Source organism: Virgibacillus oceani (assembly GCF_014638995.1).
GTDB lineage: Bacteria > Bacillota > Bacilli > Bacillales > Amphibacillaceae > Virgibacillus_E > Virgibacillus_E oceani.
Genome location: NZ_BMFR01000011.1, coordinates 64,184 through 79,355, shown reverse-complemented (window position 1 = coordinate 79,355; position 15,172 = coordinate 64,184). Strand labels below are relative to the sequence as shown.

14 protein-coding genes are annotated in these 15,172 nt (G+C 35.6%); 6 read left to right on the top strand and 8 right to left on the bottom strand.

From position 1 onward, the window contains the following. Nucleotides 1-42 precede the first annotated feature (42 nt). Nucleotides 43-846 (bottom strand): transporter substrate-binding domain-containing protein, encoded by an 804-nt coding sequence (locus IEV74_RS13270; protein ID WP_188455854.1) that lies wholly within the window; start codon nt 844-846, stop codon nt 43-45. A gap of 147 nt (nt 847-993) precedes the next feature. Between IEV74_RS13270 and IEV74_RS13265 the strand changes: the two genes are divergently transcribed. Next, the gene (locus IEV74_RS13265; RefSeq protein WP_308418998.1) at nt 994-1,719 is read left to right on the top strand and encodes a GntR family transcriptional regulator; all 726 of its coding nucleotides are present in this window, start codon (nt 994-996) and stop codon (nt 1,717-1,719) included. Nucleotides 1,720-2,220: 501 nt separating this feature from the next. Next, the gene (locus IEV74_RS13260; protein ID WP_188455853.1) at nt 2,221-2,994 is read left to right on the top strand and encodes an REP-associated tyrosine transposase; all 774 of its coding nucleotides are present in this window, start codon (nt 2,221-2,223) and stop codon (nt 2,992-2,994) included. Nucleotides 2,995-3,064: 70 nt separating this feature from the next. On the opposite strand, the gene gltS is transcribed toward IEV74_RS13260, so the two are convergent. Continuing rightward, nucleotides 3,065-4,267, bottom strand: coding sequence for a sodium/glutamate symporter (gltS, locus tag IEV74_RS13255; protein ID WP_188455852.1), 1,203 nt, complete (start codon nt 4,265-4,267; stop codon nt 3,065-3,067). Next, the gene (gene hutG / locus IEV74_RS13250; RefSeq protein WP_229683186.1) at nt 4,251-5,255 is read right to left on the bottom strand and encodes a formimidoylglutamase; all 1,005 of its coding nucleotides are present in this window, start codon (nt 5,253-5,255) and stop codon (nt 4,251-4,253) included. The genes gltS and hutG overlap by 17 nt, the downstream gene beginning before the upstream one ends. 166 nt (nt 5,256-5,421) lie before the next feature. On the opposite strand from hutG, the gene IEV74_RS13245 reads away from it, so the two are divergent. Beyond that, the gene (locus tag IEV74_RS13245) at nt 5,422-6,309 is read left to right on the top strand and encodes a LysR family transcriptional regulator (protein WP_188455850.1); all 888 of its coding nucleotides are present in this window, start codon (nt 5,422-5,424) and stop codon (nt 6,307-6,309) included. A 21-nt stretch (nt 6,310-6,330) separates the two neighbouring features. Further along, nucleotides 6,331-6,696 (top strand): family 1 glycosylhydrolase, encoded by a 366-nt coding sequence (locus IEV74_RS13240; RefSeq protein WP_188455849.1) that lies wholly within the window; start codon nt 6,331-6,333, stop codon nt 6,694-6,696. Between the two features lie 290 nt (nt 6,697-6,986). Here the strand turns inward: IEV74_RS13240 and IEV74_RS13235 are convergent, their stop codons facing one another. From IEV74_RS13235 to IEV74_RS13215, 5 genes are read right to left on the bottom strand one after another with little or no spacing between them, the layout of a single operon-like run. After that, on the bottom strand, nt 6,987-8,168 hold the full coding sequence (locus IEV74_RS13235; protein ID WP_229683185.1) for a MalY/PatB family protein: 1,182 nt from the start codon (nt 8,166-8,168) through the stop codon (nt 6,987-6,989). 20 nt (nt 8,169-8,188) lie between these two features. Beyond that, the gene (locus IEV74_RS13230; RefSeq protein WP_229683184.1) at nt 8,189-9,199 is read right to left on the bottom strand and encodes a PTS fructose transporter subunit IIC; all 1,011 of its coding nucleotides are present in this window, start codon (nt 9,197-9,199) and stop codon (nt 8,189-8,191) included. An 18-nt stretch (nt 9,200-9,217) separates the two neighbouring features. Continuing rightward, nucleotides 9,218-9,523: a PTS fructose transporter subunit IIB gene (locus IEV74_RS13225; RefSeq protein WP_188455846.1), complete on the bottom strand. Its 306-nt coding sequence runs from the start codon at nt 9,521-9,523 to the stop codon at nt 9,218-9,220. A gap of 18 nt (nt 9,524-9,541) precedes the next feature. Further along, the gene (locus IEV74_RS13220) at nt 9,542-10,000 is read right to left on the bottom strand and encodes a PTS sugar transporter subunit IIA (RefSeq protein ID WP_188455845.1); all 459 of its coding nucleotides are present in this window, start codon (nt 9,998-10,000) and stop codon (nt 9,542-9,544) included. A gap of 15 nt (nt 10,001-10,015) precedes the next feature. Further along, nucleotides 10,016-11,980 (bottom strand): BglG family transcription antiterminator, encoded by a 1,965-nt coding sequence (locus tag IEV74_RS13215; protein WP_188455844.1) that lies wholly within the window; start codon nt 11,978-11,980, stop codon nt 10,016-10,018. Nucleotides 11,981-12,405: 425 nt separating this feature from the next. On the opposite strand from IEV74_RS13215, the gene IEV74_RS13210 reads away from it, so the two are divergent. Further along, on the top strand, nt 12,406-12,555 hold the full coding sequence (locus IEV74_RS13210) for a hypothetical protein (protein WP_188455843.1): 150 nt from the start codon (nt 12,406-12,408) through the stop codon (nt 12,553-12,555). Between the two features lie 431 nt (nt 12,556-12,986). Next, entirely contained in the window at nt 12,987-14,663 is a 1,677-nt protein-coding gene (locus IEV74_RS13205; RefSeq protein WP_188455842.1) for a restriction endonuclease, read from the top strand. Nucleotides 14,664-15,172: the final 509 nt, after the last annotated feature.

Below are 15,172 nucleotides of genomic sequence, written 5' to 3'. Positions count from 1 at the left end.
AATAAAAATCTATCCCCTTTCTAAGTTGATCATTCAAGTCCGTTACTTAACTAATGGCTCAGAATCAAACCATTTTTTGTAGATTTCATTGTATGTTCCATCTTCAATCATTCCAGCCAGCTCTTTATTAATCTTCTCTACAAATTCATCACTGCCATTTTTTACAGCCATGCCAATCTCATCTTTATTAACAACGTCGCTTACTATTTTTATGGGAAGCCCTTCTTCTTTAATGTTGTAGCTCATAAGCAATTGGTCATTAATGATTACATCCAGTCTTCCATTAATTAAATCCTGGATATAATCGGTGACGGATTTATATAGGGTAACGTCAGCACCATCAACACTTCTCGCTACCTCTTCAAAAGTTGTGCCGCCACCTACTCCAACCTTTTTCCCTTTGATATCTTCTAATTTAGATATGTCAGCCGAATCATCTTCTCTTGTAATTAGGACAGAACCAGTTACAACATATGGATCTGTAAAGTCAACACTTTTCTTTCGTTCTTCTGTAACGGTCATTTGGGCAATGATAATGTCGAACTTATCTGCTTTCAGCCCGCCAATAAGACTGTCCCATTTGGTAGCGATAAACTCAGTCTCAACACCTAATCTGTCAGCTAACTCATTGGCTATATCCACATCAAATCCTGCATATTCATTGTTATCATCTAAATAGTTAAAAGGCTGATAGGTTCCTTCAAACCCGACACGCAATACACCTGAATCTTCAACTCTTTCAAGTACATTTTGATCTTCATTTCCACTAGCTTTCTCATTACTGCTGCACGCCGCAGCTACTATCAATAGAAGTAAAAACACTGTTACTTTAGCAAACCCTTTCATTTTTCCCCCTCCTTGGATTTCGTGTTTTACCCTTTTCAATATCCTCCCTTTGTAGAGATATCTATGTTGTCGTTCAAAAATGTAGTACAAAATAATCTTTTTTTGGGTCAAAAATAATTCTTATCAATATATCCCTGAAATTGGAATATAAATATTTCTAGAATCGCTGTTGAACCAAAGGAGGTAATTAAAATAAAAAAGAAACAATCCATCAAGCAATATATTTACCATAGTTTGCGAGAAGCAATTTTAACTAGACAGCTACCGCCTGGGAAACAATTAGTCGAAAATACTATTTCAGAAAATTTAAAGGTAAGCCGCACGCCAATAAGAAGTGCAATGGATTTGTTAGCTGATGAAGGATTAGTGGATATTGTTCCGAATAAGGGAGCATTTGTGGTAAATCCAACAGAAGATGAGGTATTGCAAGCCTATGTTTTGCGTAAAGATTTGGAAATTATGGCAGCGGGGCTTGCGATGGAACGCTTAACTGAGGCTGATTTTCTGGAAATGTCGAATAGTGTAGCAGAAGAAAGAGAGGCTTTATTTAATAAAGATTTATCGACCTACTTAAAAGCAAATCAATCTTTCCATATGATTTTTGTTAGAAAATGCGGTAATAAATTTTTGATAGAGTTTATTGAAAAACTGATTAACCAGACGTCCATTTATTTAATGCTGTTTGATATATTTTTTGAAGATTCGTCTCCAAAGCCATATGGATATAAAGAGCATTTGGAGATTATTGCGTTATTTAAGCAGCAGAATTTAAATGAATTAGAAATGTGCCTGACGAAACACTTTGATCATGCTGTTGGCAGTTTGGATGTTAGGAATGAGTATAAGGAACTTGGGAGTATTTTTGGTGGGTGACTAAGGCGGGGGGGTGATGAGGGTGAGGCGAGGGGACGGTTCTCGTGCTTCCTTCCAGTGCTGAGGCGAGGGGCTGAGGCGAGGGGACGGTTCTTTTGCTTCCTTCCAGTTCTTTGGTTAATATCATATGAAGATAATAGGGATATTTAATTTTTGCTGAAATCTTTTATGTCAAATGCACAGTTTCTCAAAAGGAGACGAAGTTAAATTGGCTTTTCTCAGATTCAGTATTAATTAAAATTAACTTTTGGCTTTGGATTGGCTAATAAATGTACTTGACTTTTGTGATTAAAATGACCTATCTTAGTGGAAGTAAGGGGACGATTTTCTTGCTTCCTTTAAGCTCCTTCATATACATCAGATGTGTTTAACTGAAAACATCAGCCCCGGGTCTACCACTATCTAAAACTGCGCTTGACCACTTATGTACACTCAGTGATGCTTTTCCATAGTAAAATTATTAACGTGAATAAAAAAATAAATCTGAATTGTGGTGATTGAATGCCCCGTAAAGCAAGGGTAAGAGGTAAAAGCGGTATATATCACATAATGCTTAGAGGTGCAAATAGGCAGGAAATATTTCACGATGATGAAGACTCCAGGAAGTTTCTTGAAATAATAGAAAAGTATAAAAACAAATCTGAAATGAGAGTTTACGCATGGTGTTTAATGAATAATCATGTTCATTTACTTTTGCAGGAGGGCAATGAAGATATTTCTGTTACAATGAAACGAATAGGTGTGAGCTTTGTCGTATATTATAACTGGAAGTATAGAACAACAGGTCATCTTTTTCAGGATAGGTTCAAAAGTGAGAATGTAGAAACAAATAAATATTTATTAACAGTTATAAGGTATATTCATCAGAATCCAGTAAAAGCTGGAATAGTCAATAGGGTTGATGAATGGAAGTGGAGCAGCTGTCTAGAATACTATGATAAAAATCCTCACTCAATAAATCTATTGGATAAAAGCTTTATTCTGCAAATTATTTCCCCAGACATAGCGATTGCCAATGCTATTTTTAAAGAATTTAACGAAAGCCCACAAAATGATAAATGTTTAGATGATAAAATAAAAAGAAGATTAACGGATGAAGAGGCAAGGCTGAAAATTAAGAAATTACTTGGTGAGATTGAGATTGCCCAGGTAAAGAGCCTCCCTAAGTTAAACAGGAATGAAATTTTAAGACAAGTTAAAGGTATTGATGGACTGCCACAGCGCCAAGCTGCAAGAATTCTAGGTGTATCCGCGAATCTTATTTTTAGGGCATGACGGGAAAAGTGTAGGTGAAGCAAGAGAACCGTCCCCTTGCCCCACCAAGAGAACCGTCCCCTTGTCCCACTCAACTAAACATATTAATCGAGGTAATAATAATCGGCATGGCAAAGACATCTATTAGAAACGCTCCGACAATTGGTACGATTAAAAATGCCTTTTGTGATGGACCGTATTTACTAACAACCGCGTCCATGTTTGCAATGGCATTCGGTGTAGCGCCTAGACCATGTCCTGCAAATCCGCCGACCATTACAGCTGCATCATAGTTTTTGCCAAGTGCTTTAAATAGTACAAATGTGCCAAACAGTGCTATAAATACAACTTGAACCAATACAATTATTAGAAGTGGGAGAGCTAGATTTACGACTTCCCATAATTGAATACTCATCAGTGCCATGGATAAGAAAATCCCCAGTGTTATATCACCGATAATTCCAATGCTTTTCATATCTATAATTTTATTATCATATCTATCGATCAAATTCCGAACAATTACAGCAACAAACATTGCACTCACATAGCCCGGTAAAGCAAATCCTGTTACATTTGTAAACAATTCACCTAAATAGGATCCTATTGCCATACATAATGTAATAATAAATACCTGCTTCATAAATGTTTTGGAGTTAATGGCTGCATTATTTCCTTGAACATCTTCTACAGTTGCAGCGCCTTCCATGTCACCAGCTTCATTGGGTTCTAGTTTATATTTGTTGATTAAATATTTTACAATCGGGCCACCAATTAAACCGCCGGCAACAAGACCTACTGTTGCTGCAGCTAAACCAACGGAGAGGGCAGAATCTATACCCATTTCTTCAATAGTTGTACCGAAAGCGGTGGCTGCACCATGCCCGCCTTCCATGGAAACTGCTCCTACCATGATTCCTAATAATGGTTCCATGTTTAATAGCTTAGCAAAGGAGATCCCTATAATACTTTGTACCAATGCGAGCAGGCCACAGGCAAACCAATAAATCACAAGGAGTTTCCCGCCGAGCTTTATTAAACGGAAACTTGCACCTAATCCAATGGTAGTGAAGAAGGTTAACATGAATAGCCCTTGTAGGGATGTATCCAATTTTACATCTAGAATATTAAACCCTTTTAGCATGGTTGCTATTAAGGCAAATAAAAGTCCTCCTACTACTGGAGCGGGTATACAGAATCGATCCAGTATGCTTAATTTTTTATTTAAATAGGTTCCAACCATAAATACAGCAACTGCTATAAAAATGGTAGTTATTTGATTAATTTCCAGACTCATATAAGAACTGCCCCCTTTCAACATAGGAGGAAGCAAGAGAACCGTCCCCTTGCCTCACTCCTTTACTTTTCTTGGTTAAGGATTTCATAACTTCTGCTACTAGATTTGCTGCTAGTCTGACGGTTTTTCCATTTTCATCTACCACTGGGTTAACCTCTGAAATGTCAAAGCTGGTTATGTTTTCTTTTGCGCCAATATAGCGAAGAAGCTTCCTTACTACTTTCGCTTCCAGCCCGAATGGTGATGGAGCACTGACACCAGGTGCTTCTGAGGAAATGATGGAATCTGTACAAAGCGTCAGCATGATATAATCATATTGACGGGCAAATCTGTCGATGGTTTCGAATGTATTTGTATAATTATTAGTGGCTATATTTTCTTCATAAATATATTTACAGCCATAGCTATCGGCAGTTTCAAATAAGGACTTTGTGTTACCAAATTCCTGAATTCCCAAGCAAAGGTATCCAGCGTTTTTATCCTGATCAAGTATTTGCTTAAACATGGTTCCTGATGATGGCACAACTTCATCCCTCATATCAAAATGTGCATCAATGTTTACAATACCTAACGAATGTTTTTCCCCTATAAAGTCTCTTACTCCAAGGTAATGTCCGTACAGGGTTTCATGGCCGCCGCCTAAAATAATTGGTGTATTAGATTGATGAAGCAGTTTATAAATATGATTGCCGAGCTCCCTTTGGGCATTCTCCAGCTGGCCATTTTCACATACAACGTTTCCGACATCATTTGTTTCGGTTGCTTCTATGTTATAAGGTAATTTCGAAATCATTTTCCTTATTTCGTTTGGTGCAGCTGCAGCGCCGATTCTTCCTTTATTTCTTCTAACACCCTCATCACATTCGAATCCGATAATACTAAAAGCGTTTTCATTTTTATCTATATCATTTATATCTTTTAATTGTACAATTTGATGAAAACGGAATTGCTTTTTATCAGTTTCACTGTCTATTCTTCCTTGCCACAAGTGTGTTTCTGGTAATGTATAAATAGAAATCATCCCCAACTTCTTAAAATTTATAAATTCTGAAAATAGCTTTTATATGTATTATTATAAGTGGATTGATATATAATTTCTAATACATATTTATTATATTTTTATAGATTTTAACTATAAATGGAGAGATACGCTGATGGAATTAAATCAATTACTTTATTTTGTAACTTTAGTCGAACAGTCTACATATACAAATGCTGCATCCGTTTTGCATATATCCCAGCCTTCTTTAAGTGCGGCGATTAAGAAGCTTGAAAATGAAATTGGTTTGACTTTAATAGATAGAAGTACAAGAAAATCAAACTTAACAAAAGAAGGAAGTATCCTTTATCACGAGGCGAAAAAGTTAATTAACCACTTTAATCATGTAAAAGGTGAAATGAATAGATTAAAGGAACACGGGCCGCTGGAGCTGTCGATAGGGTTAATAGAGTCGTCTAAATACTGGGCGCCAAAGGTATTTAAACGGTTTAAAGAAGATTATAAGGATGTTCGCATTAAAATATTGGATATCTTAAGTTTAGAAGAGGTTGTAAGTGCCTTAAGCAATTTTGATATACATCTGGCTATAACAAATCAGTATATTAATAATGAGGAAATAGAAGTGATTCCGTTATATGAGGAAAGGCTTGTTGCACTTCTTCCACCTCAGCATCCGCTAATTCAGAAAAACAACATAACAATTAATGAGCTTGAACACGAAGACTTTATCGTTTGTAAGGAAGGTTACCAGACCCGATCGGATATTCTGAATGCTTTTCGGAAATCGGGTATCAAACCGAATATACAGATCGAAATAGAACGGTTTGAAACTGCCTGCAGAATGGTGGAAGAGGGATTGGGGATCACAGTTGTTCCTGAAAATTATGTTCGGCATTCGAAAGATACCAATTACTATATTAGAGATATTAAGAATTCGAATATCTCGAGGACTGTGTATTTGGCATTTGTTAAGAATCGGTATTATCCTCCATTGGTCGATAGGTTTATCGTGTTGATACAGGAGTTTTTTGGGGAGGGTTGAGGTAGCAGGTTTTTATCCTAAATGATTGTAGGGAATGGATATGGCGGTCACGATGATTATGTGGATGGCAAGGTTATTGAGGACCCGGGCAGGGTAAGATATTTAAACCAGCACCTGTTAAATCTTGAGGAAGCTATTAAAGATGGGTGTGAAATATTAGGCTACACCTGGTGGGGACCAATCGATATTGTTTCTGCCGGTACAGGTGAAATGAGAAAACGCTATGGCTTCATTTATGGAGACAAAGACAATAAAGGAAACGGTATCCTTGATAGAGTGAAAAAACCTAGCTTTGACTGGTATCAAAAAATTATTGAAACAAATGATGCTGTTTTGCATGATGAGGAAGCTTTAGAAGATGTTAGGGAAAAGTATGAAGAACAGTAAATCGAATGGTTTTTGATACCATTTTTTAACTTACGTGTCAAAACTCCACTTTAAATGAGTATTGTAGGATGAAAGTATTGACGAATCTTCCTTAGCTACAATAATCGTCGGGATTTTGTAGAAACTCTTCATGAAGTGAGAATCATTATTAAGGAAATGGCCTTTTGGCAAGTACTCCCTTTTTATTTTTTCAAATCCTTGATATTAAAGATTGAAAATTAATAAGACATCCTATGCTACTTGGGATGTCTCATTTTTTAGAAGTAGGGAATCAGATTACTACTATAAACCTATTCAATTCCATCAATCGATTTCTTCAACCGTTCCAATCCATCAATCAATTTTTCCCGTGGACAGCCTACGTTCATACGCAGAAAATTCCCATCATTTACCCGATAAACACTACCTGACATAATCCCCACTTTGCCTATATTTACTAAAGCATTCTGTATTTCCTGATCCGATGAAAGCAGTTTAGAACAATCAATCCATGCAAGATAAGTAGACTCTGGTATATTAAATGTTATAGTTGGAATCTCATCTTGCAGGAAGGAAGAGACAATCTTCATATTGTTATATAGGTAATTTGTTAATTCATCTACCCAATAAGCAGAATGATTGTACCCTTCGATAATAGAAAGTACACCAAATATCATTGCACTTGATAAGCCATCACGCTGTTTCATGATTGCCAAAAATTGTTCTCTTACCTTTTCATCGGGTAAAAAAGCGTAGGAACCGCCTAAACTCGGTGTATTAAATGTTTTACTTGCAGATGTGCAAATAAAAACATTATCCGTATTGTCTGTCATGCTCGTTATGGGCGTATAATGATGATATTGATAAACAATGTCCATATGAATATCATCGGAAATAATTTTTACATGATACCTCTCACATAGATCCACGATAGTTTCTAATTCGTGCCGATTCCAGACCCTCCCAGTAGGATTATGCGGGTTGCAGAAAAGCAATATTTTTGCATTTGGGTTGGATAATTGCTTTTCCAATAAATCAAAATCCATTGAGTAAGAACCATCTTCATAGATTAGCGGGTTCTTGACCATTTCTCTGTCCGATGCAGCTATCTGTTTGAAAAAGGCGTCGTAACCAGGTGTTTGTACAATAACTTGGTCGTTTTTGTTAGTTAAGATATCGATTAATGCAGAAATGGAATAAATAACGCTTGGACTGTAAACAATCCACTCATTAAGCATATCCGTTGAAAAGCGTGATTGGTACCAATGTGTAATAGCCGACTTATATGCATCATGATTCCATCTCGTATAGCCGAATATACCATGTTTCGCATGTTCATCAATTGCTTGTAAAATTTCGGGCGGGCTTTGGAAATCCATGTCCGATATGGAAAATGGGAGTACGTCACTTTTGCCAAAGCGGTCTTTGGCAAAATCCCACTGTGTGCAATATGTTCCTTTTCTATTAATCATTTTGTCAAAATTAATACGCAAGGAAACACCTCCCATAATTTTTAAAACGATAATTCTGCATCTTCTGAGTCATCTACATCACTCTCTTTACGCAGGAACCCGACTGTTATTGCAATAATGGCTACAGCAACAAGAAGACCAATTAATAGCATGAATGGACCATTTACAAATGGCAGACCCCAGATACCGATTGCCGCAGGGATTGGAGATTCTGCACCAAGCATTAATGCAAGGCCTCCGCCAATGCCAGAACCGATTGTGATTACTGGAATAACTTTTAATGGTGTAGCGACAGCGTAGGGAATAGCCCCTTCTGTAATTCCGAGTGATCCCATTAAGGCTGCAGGAATTGCATTACCTTTCTCTGATTTCGAGAATTTTTTCGGGAATAATAGTGTTGCTAAAGATAATCCCAACGGAGCGGCCATAATACCTATCCAGCATGCCGCCATCGGAGCGTAAATTCCTTCAGCGAGTGTAGCATAACAGAATGCTAAAGCAATTTTATTTACTGGACCGCCCATATCGAATGCCATCATCGCGCCAATAATAAATCCTAAGATTAATAGATTATTGCCATCCAAAGAATTCAACCAATTTTCCAGACCTGTCATAGCTGGAGCTAATGGTATTGATATCAGCCACATGAAAATGGCGGATGCTCCGATACCGAGGACAGGAATGACCATGATTGGCTTAATAACTGCAATATTTGGATGCATTGGTATTTTCTTTAATTGGTTCGTAATCCAACCTGCGAAAAAACCGACTAAAATACCGCCAATATAACCAGTTCCAAGTTCAGCCGCAAACACACCACTTGCTAAACCAACAGCGATACCTGGCCTGTCAGCGATGGAATAGGAAATATAACCAGCGATTACTGGTACCATTAAACCTAACGTCCATACCCCATAGTTAACTAATTGTTCACCCATCGATGTATCATCGCCAATAATTACTCCTAGTGAAAGTAAAATACCGCCGGCAACAACGATAGGAATCATATAAGAAACACCGGTCATCAGATGTTTTTTAGCTTCTTTCCACATAATTTTCACTCCAATTTCTTATAGTTTTGCAGTTGCGTCTTCAATTACTTTCGTTGCATTTTTAACCGCTGCTGCAACAGGAACCTCGTGAATCGTTTTATCATCAAATCTGTTTGCTTTTTCAACTTTCGTATCGACTGCAAATATGACCAAATCAGCTTTTTCTAAATCCTTAACTTTGATTTCATTTTCAATACCCATTGATCCTTGCGTTTCTACTTTGATTTTGTGTCCTAGTTTCTTAGCCGCCTTTTCTAATCCTTTTTTAGCCATGTACGTATGAGCTACCCCAGCTGGGCAAGCAGTTACTGCTACTATATTCATGATTACATCTCTCCTTTGTTATTCAAAAATACTCGTAATTGTTTGATATATTTCATTTTCTGTATTAGCTGACAGCAATGAATCTGTGAATTCTTCTTCCATCAGGTTTTCTGATAGTTTTGCTAATAACTTTAAATGAAGTGTTCCTTCTTGTTTCGTTGGGATGGCTAATGCAATTAATAACTGTACAGGTTTGTCATCCATTGCTTTCCATTCCACAGCTTCCTTCAGCTTTATTACAGTAATGGTAGGTTTCAGAACCTCATCAATTTTGGCATGAGGAATGGCAATCCCCCCGCCAAATCCAGTTGTTGATGTGTTTTCTCTTTCCATCAACCCATCTAAATAATTTTTAGCACTTTTAACACGTCCGGCATTAAACGCGATATTGGCAACTTTTTTTAATGCTTCATCCTTGGTTTTTGCACGAACATTTAGTGCAATTAGGCTTTCGTTTATTAATTCTGAATTATTCATAGATGATTCTCCTTACTAGATTGAGTCAATGAATTCCAGAAATTCATTGAAGGTTCTTTTTTTGCACATGCTTTCAACATTTTTGGATGTTTGGATAATCTCATACAATGATTCGAATATTTCCTGGAATTTTTCTTGCCATCTATTTTCTAATACAATGATCATAACTAATTTAACTTCTTCGCTGGAGGACCATTTTAATGGTTTGTCCAGTAATGCTGTGCATATAAAAGATTGATTAGAGACCATATTCAATGGATGTGGTATGGCTACCATATCTCCAATAGAAGTTGGAGATATTCGTTCACGCTCCATAATGGAATTTTGGATTTCAGAATCTATACACCCCTGTTGAATCATTGTTCTCGTCAGAAAAGCCAGTGTTTCCTCCTTTGTTTCTGTCTTTAAATCTGGGAAAAACAATTCTCTGCTGAAAAACTGACTGATGATTTTTTGCTTACTTTGAGTTTTTTCCAATGAATGCTGGATTCGTGATACATCTTTGTCATCTAAAATCGACGGCACATGAACAACAGGTATATCGAGTTCACCATCAATTGGAACGGTTGTCAGAACAAGATCGGGGTTTTGCTTTAAAAGCTCATCCAGCTGATGCAAAGCATATGCACCGATAAGGTTATAGGTATTATCCAGAACATGGGAAAGCTTAGTTAACAGCAGTTCCGATGTTGCCATTCCTGAAGCACATACCAATGCGACTTTTTTCTTGGAGATGGTTTTTATTCGTTGTCGTTCTATCGCTGCTCCAAAATGTAAAGCCAAAAAACCGATTTCATTCTCATTCACTTTAAAGCCTGTTACTTTTTCTACACAGTGAGCTGCAATAACTCCCGTTTCGAAGGCAAGAGGATACTTGATTTTTATTTCGTCAACCATAGGATTCCTGATATTCATATTAAAGGTGAGTCTCGTTACTAATTGCTTCAGATGTAAACCAAGACTGTAAATCAGTTCCTCATCCTCATCGATATTCAATCCCTTTATGCCAATTCTTGTTTGTTCAACGATATCCATCGATAATTTGAAGATATCTTCACCTAAAAATAGCTTTAAATCAGGCAGCGCGATTTTTCCCTTTTGTCCAAGTCTATTTCCAACTAAATGCAGGGTTGTATATGCTATCTCTTGCTCTGGGACCTTAATGTTGTACAGTGATTCAATCGCTTTGTTAATATTTTCTGCTATAGTGTATTCGCTTTCATGTTTGAGGTAGTCCATGTTACTGATTGAACTAATGGGTAGTCCACTTTTAATTCTCCCAATGGCAATAATCATATGAATTGCGATTTTATTTAGTGTATCATCCGTGACCTCGATATCATTTTCGTTTAATTCATGAAGGATGATTTCTTTTATTTTATTGATATCATCGTCGTAGAAGTGATAGCCAAAACTATTAACCAGTTTAATGATAATGCTATTTTCGATTTCCTCACTATTGATAAAGTAATCTGAAATGCAAAAACGCTTGTTTATTTCATTTCCTTTAGCTCGTATTCCTTTGTTATCTTTAACAACTTTGATGTTGTACGAATTTAAAACTTCTTTTACTTTTTTCAGATCGTTTTTAATCGTTGAATCGCTTACATATAATTCATCACTTAATGATTCAAGCGTTATACTTTCATTGGCATACAGCAGTCTTTTAATAATAAAACGTACCCTGTCGTCAGGGGTAACGGATTTGGTGTCAAACAAAAAGTTCTCCGTCTCAACCGCATTTTGTAATTCTTTGAGTTGTTGCTTTGACATAGATGAAATTTTATAACCTTTGCCTCTTTGGGAAATGATTTCTGTTTTAAAATTAGTTATTTTCCCATTTATAATCTTTATATCGTCTCGTATTGTTCTGGATGTCACCCCCAGTTTTGTAGCGAGCTCATTGCTTGTAACAAATTCATCAGTTGAAGAGAGTATTTTAATAATTTCTGCCATTCTGTCGGTTAAATATAAGGACAATTTAGTACCCCCTTACGTTTATTTTAATTAATGGGTCGAAAGTTTCACAGGTAGAGTTTTTCCTTTGGGTAGGGGAAATGGGTTGTTTGGATGGGGAATTGTGATGACTTGGATAAATGGGAAGGAGGAGTGTGGATTGTAGTTGTGATATTTAAATATAAAATCATATTATGAGGTGGAAGTCAATGGATTGTATCACGTAGCCGTTTATCTATAATTATGGTACTTGTATTTGACGTACCGGATCAAACTGGGGCTTTAATGTATTATTAAAATTAAATTACGTTAGGTGGACATGCCTTTCAGGAAGAAATTATAAAGAGCAAAGGAAGATACTCTACTTGAAGTTTCGTATTCTTATAAAAAGGATTATGACGAATCATGTAGAATATAATTATATAAAGTAAAAAATTGAGGTGATAGAAATGGCAGTTAAACATTTACCTTCTGGAATTGTACATAATGGAACGAAGGGTGGAACAACTGGTTGCGGAACTAATACTAATGAAAAGTCCAGTCATTGGGAAAACACTAGTTCTAAAATATCCTGTGATAAAAACGGTTGTAAAAATTAATTATCACAAAATTAGGTAAGCTTACTAATGGTGATGAAATTTTAGTTTTTGGTGCTTACCACCTTTAACAAAAAAATCAATAGGACAAAAACGATATGATAAAATAGCTTTTTGCTATCTTACCAGTAATATTGGCAGTTTACTTCAACACCACGTGTGTACTGAAGTTAACGGCCTTTTTTATAGTAACATATAGTATGTCTACTTCAAGATACTTCAAATTTGTAACATCTTTAACAACTTCAATTAAGATTCGGGCTACATTCTATTTCTTTCCCAAAAAGAATTTAGCACATATTTAAAATAAATGTTTTGAAATGGAGATATTTGTTATTTTAGTTATAAAGACCTATTCAATGTTTTGTTTATACATAACTGAAACTTTTTGATTCTTAAGGCAAGTATTTAAAGAACTTAGAGGAGGATAATTAATGGCAAGATATATGTACGAAATTGAAATTAAACATGATGGTTTAAATAAGTATAGAGTTATTAAAGGTTCTGACCGCCATGTAGTTAGGCAAAAAGCTATATATCAAGAACAACAGTGGAATGAAATGTGGGAAAAAAAACAGGAGGCTGAAAGAAAGAAGTCCATTCGTGAAGCTGCGGCAAAGGAAAAGGAAGAAAAAAAAGCGTTAGCACTACAATTAACAGAAGATGCTAATGAAGAATTAGAAGAATTGGATAAAATCTTAAATTTTACTTTAGGAGTAAATGACGCTATAGATTGGGAAAAATTAAAGGATAATAAAGAATATAGTGAACCGAAACCAATACAAAAAGAAAAGATAATAATACCTCAAAAACCTAACGAAGAAGATGAAAAGTATCAGCCTAAACTAGGTATTTTTGACTCCTTATTTAAATCAAAGAAAGAAAAAAAGATATTAGACCTAAAAGATGTATACAAAACTGATATAGAAAATTGGGAGAAGGAAGTTGCAGAAATAAATAATGAAAATGAAAAAAGTAATACCGAGTACGAAGAGAGTCTTAATAAATGGTTGGACAAAGAAAGAGAATATAAAAAAGAACAAGAAGAGAAGAATATCGCTATAGATAATCAAAAGCACAATTATGAAAAGGGAATGCCAACCGCTTTAGTTGACTATTGTGATATGGTATTATCCAATTCGGTTTACCCTGATTATTTTCCTCAGGAATTTGATATTGATTATAATCCAAATACAAAGTTATTAATAGTTGATTATTCCCTTCCGTCACCTGAGGATTTACCAAGTATAAAAGAGGTAAAATATATTCAGTCAAGAGATGAATTGAAAGAATCATACTTATCACAATCAGCTTTTAATAAAATGTACGATAACCTACTTTATCAAATTACTTTGCGCTCATTGCATGAACTATTTGAGGCAGATGTATTTAATCATATAGAATCTATCGTATTTAATGGCTGGGTTGAATCTATTGATAAGGCCTCGGGTAAAGAAGTTAATTCATGTATATTATCAATACAAGTATCAAAAGAGGAATTTTTAGAAATTAATCTTCTTCAAGTCGATCCAAAACTTTGCTTTAAAAATTTAAAAGGTGTTGGAAGTAGTAGATTAAACAGTTTAACTCCAATTGCTCCAATAATAAAAATTGATCGTGATGATCCACGGTTTGTATCTTCATATGATGTATCGGGTTCGTTAGATGAATCTGAGAATTTGGCTGCAATGGATTGGCAGGACTTTGAACATTTAATAAGGGAATTATTTGAAAAAGAATTTAACCAATCAGGTGGAGAGGTTAAAATTACAAGAGCAAGTAGGGATGGAGGAGTTGACGCAATAGCATTTGATCCCGACCCTATTCGTGGTGGTAAGATTGTTATCCAGGCAAAAAGATATACAAATGTGGTCGGGGTTTCAGCTGTAAGAGATTTATATGGTACTGTAATGAATGAAGGCGCAACAAAAGGAATTTTAGTATCAACTGCCGACTATGGACCTGATGCGTATAACTTTGCAAAAGATAAACCAATAACTTTATTAAATGGTAATAATCTTTTACACCTATTGCAAAACCATGGTCATAAGGCGAGAATAGATATAAAAGAAGCAAGAGGAATTATTAAGGATCGAGAAAAACAGGGTTAAAAAAGAATTATTTTTGAGAATTTAAAAAACCCTATTCATACCGCACAGGATTTTATCATGGTTAAAGTAGAGTAGATTCAGGTAATCTACTCTACTTTACCATATTTATTATACATATGTAGTTAATATCATTATATAAAACGGTCGGAAGGTTCATGGCTTCTAATGATTCTTTTTCTGAAGTAGCTTTTAGGGATAAATCTTGTAAGGCTTATAGTGTAAATCGCTTCAATCCAGCAGATGATGACTAAGACATAAAAGAGAGAATTCAAACTTGAAAACGGTCATAGTTCCAAATCATGTAACTAAAGAACTTCTATTCGAAAACTATCAACTAAGACTGTAATTCGATATCTATCAAATTTAAACTTTTGCTCCCGAAGAAGAAATTAAATTTAAGGAAAATGGTTTATTTATTTGGCGGGCAATTTTTAAGACCGAAGACAAGGAAGGTTTCCCGTTAGATAAAGTAGGATCGGTAAGGAAGGTTAATGTCAAACCATTTTATA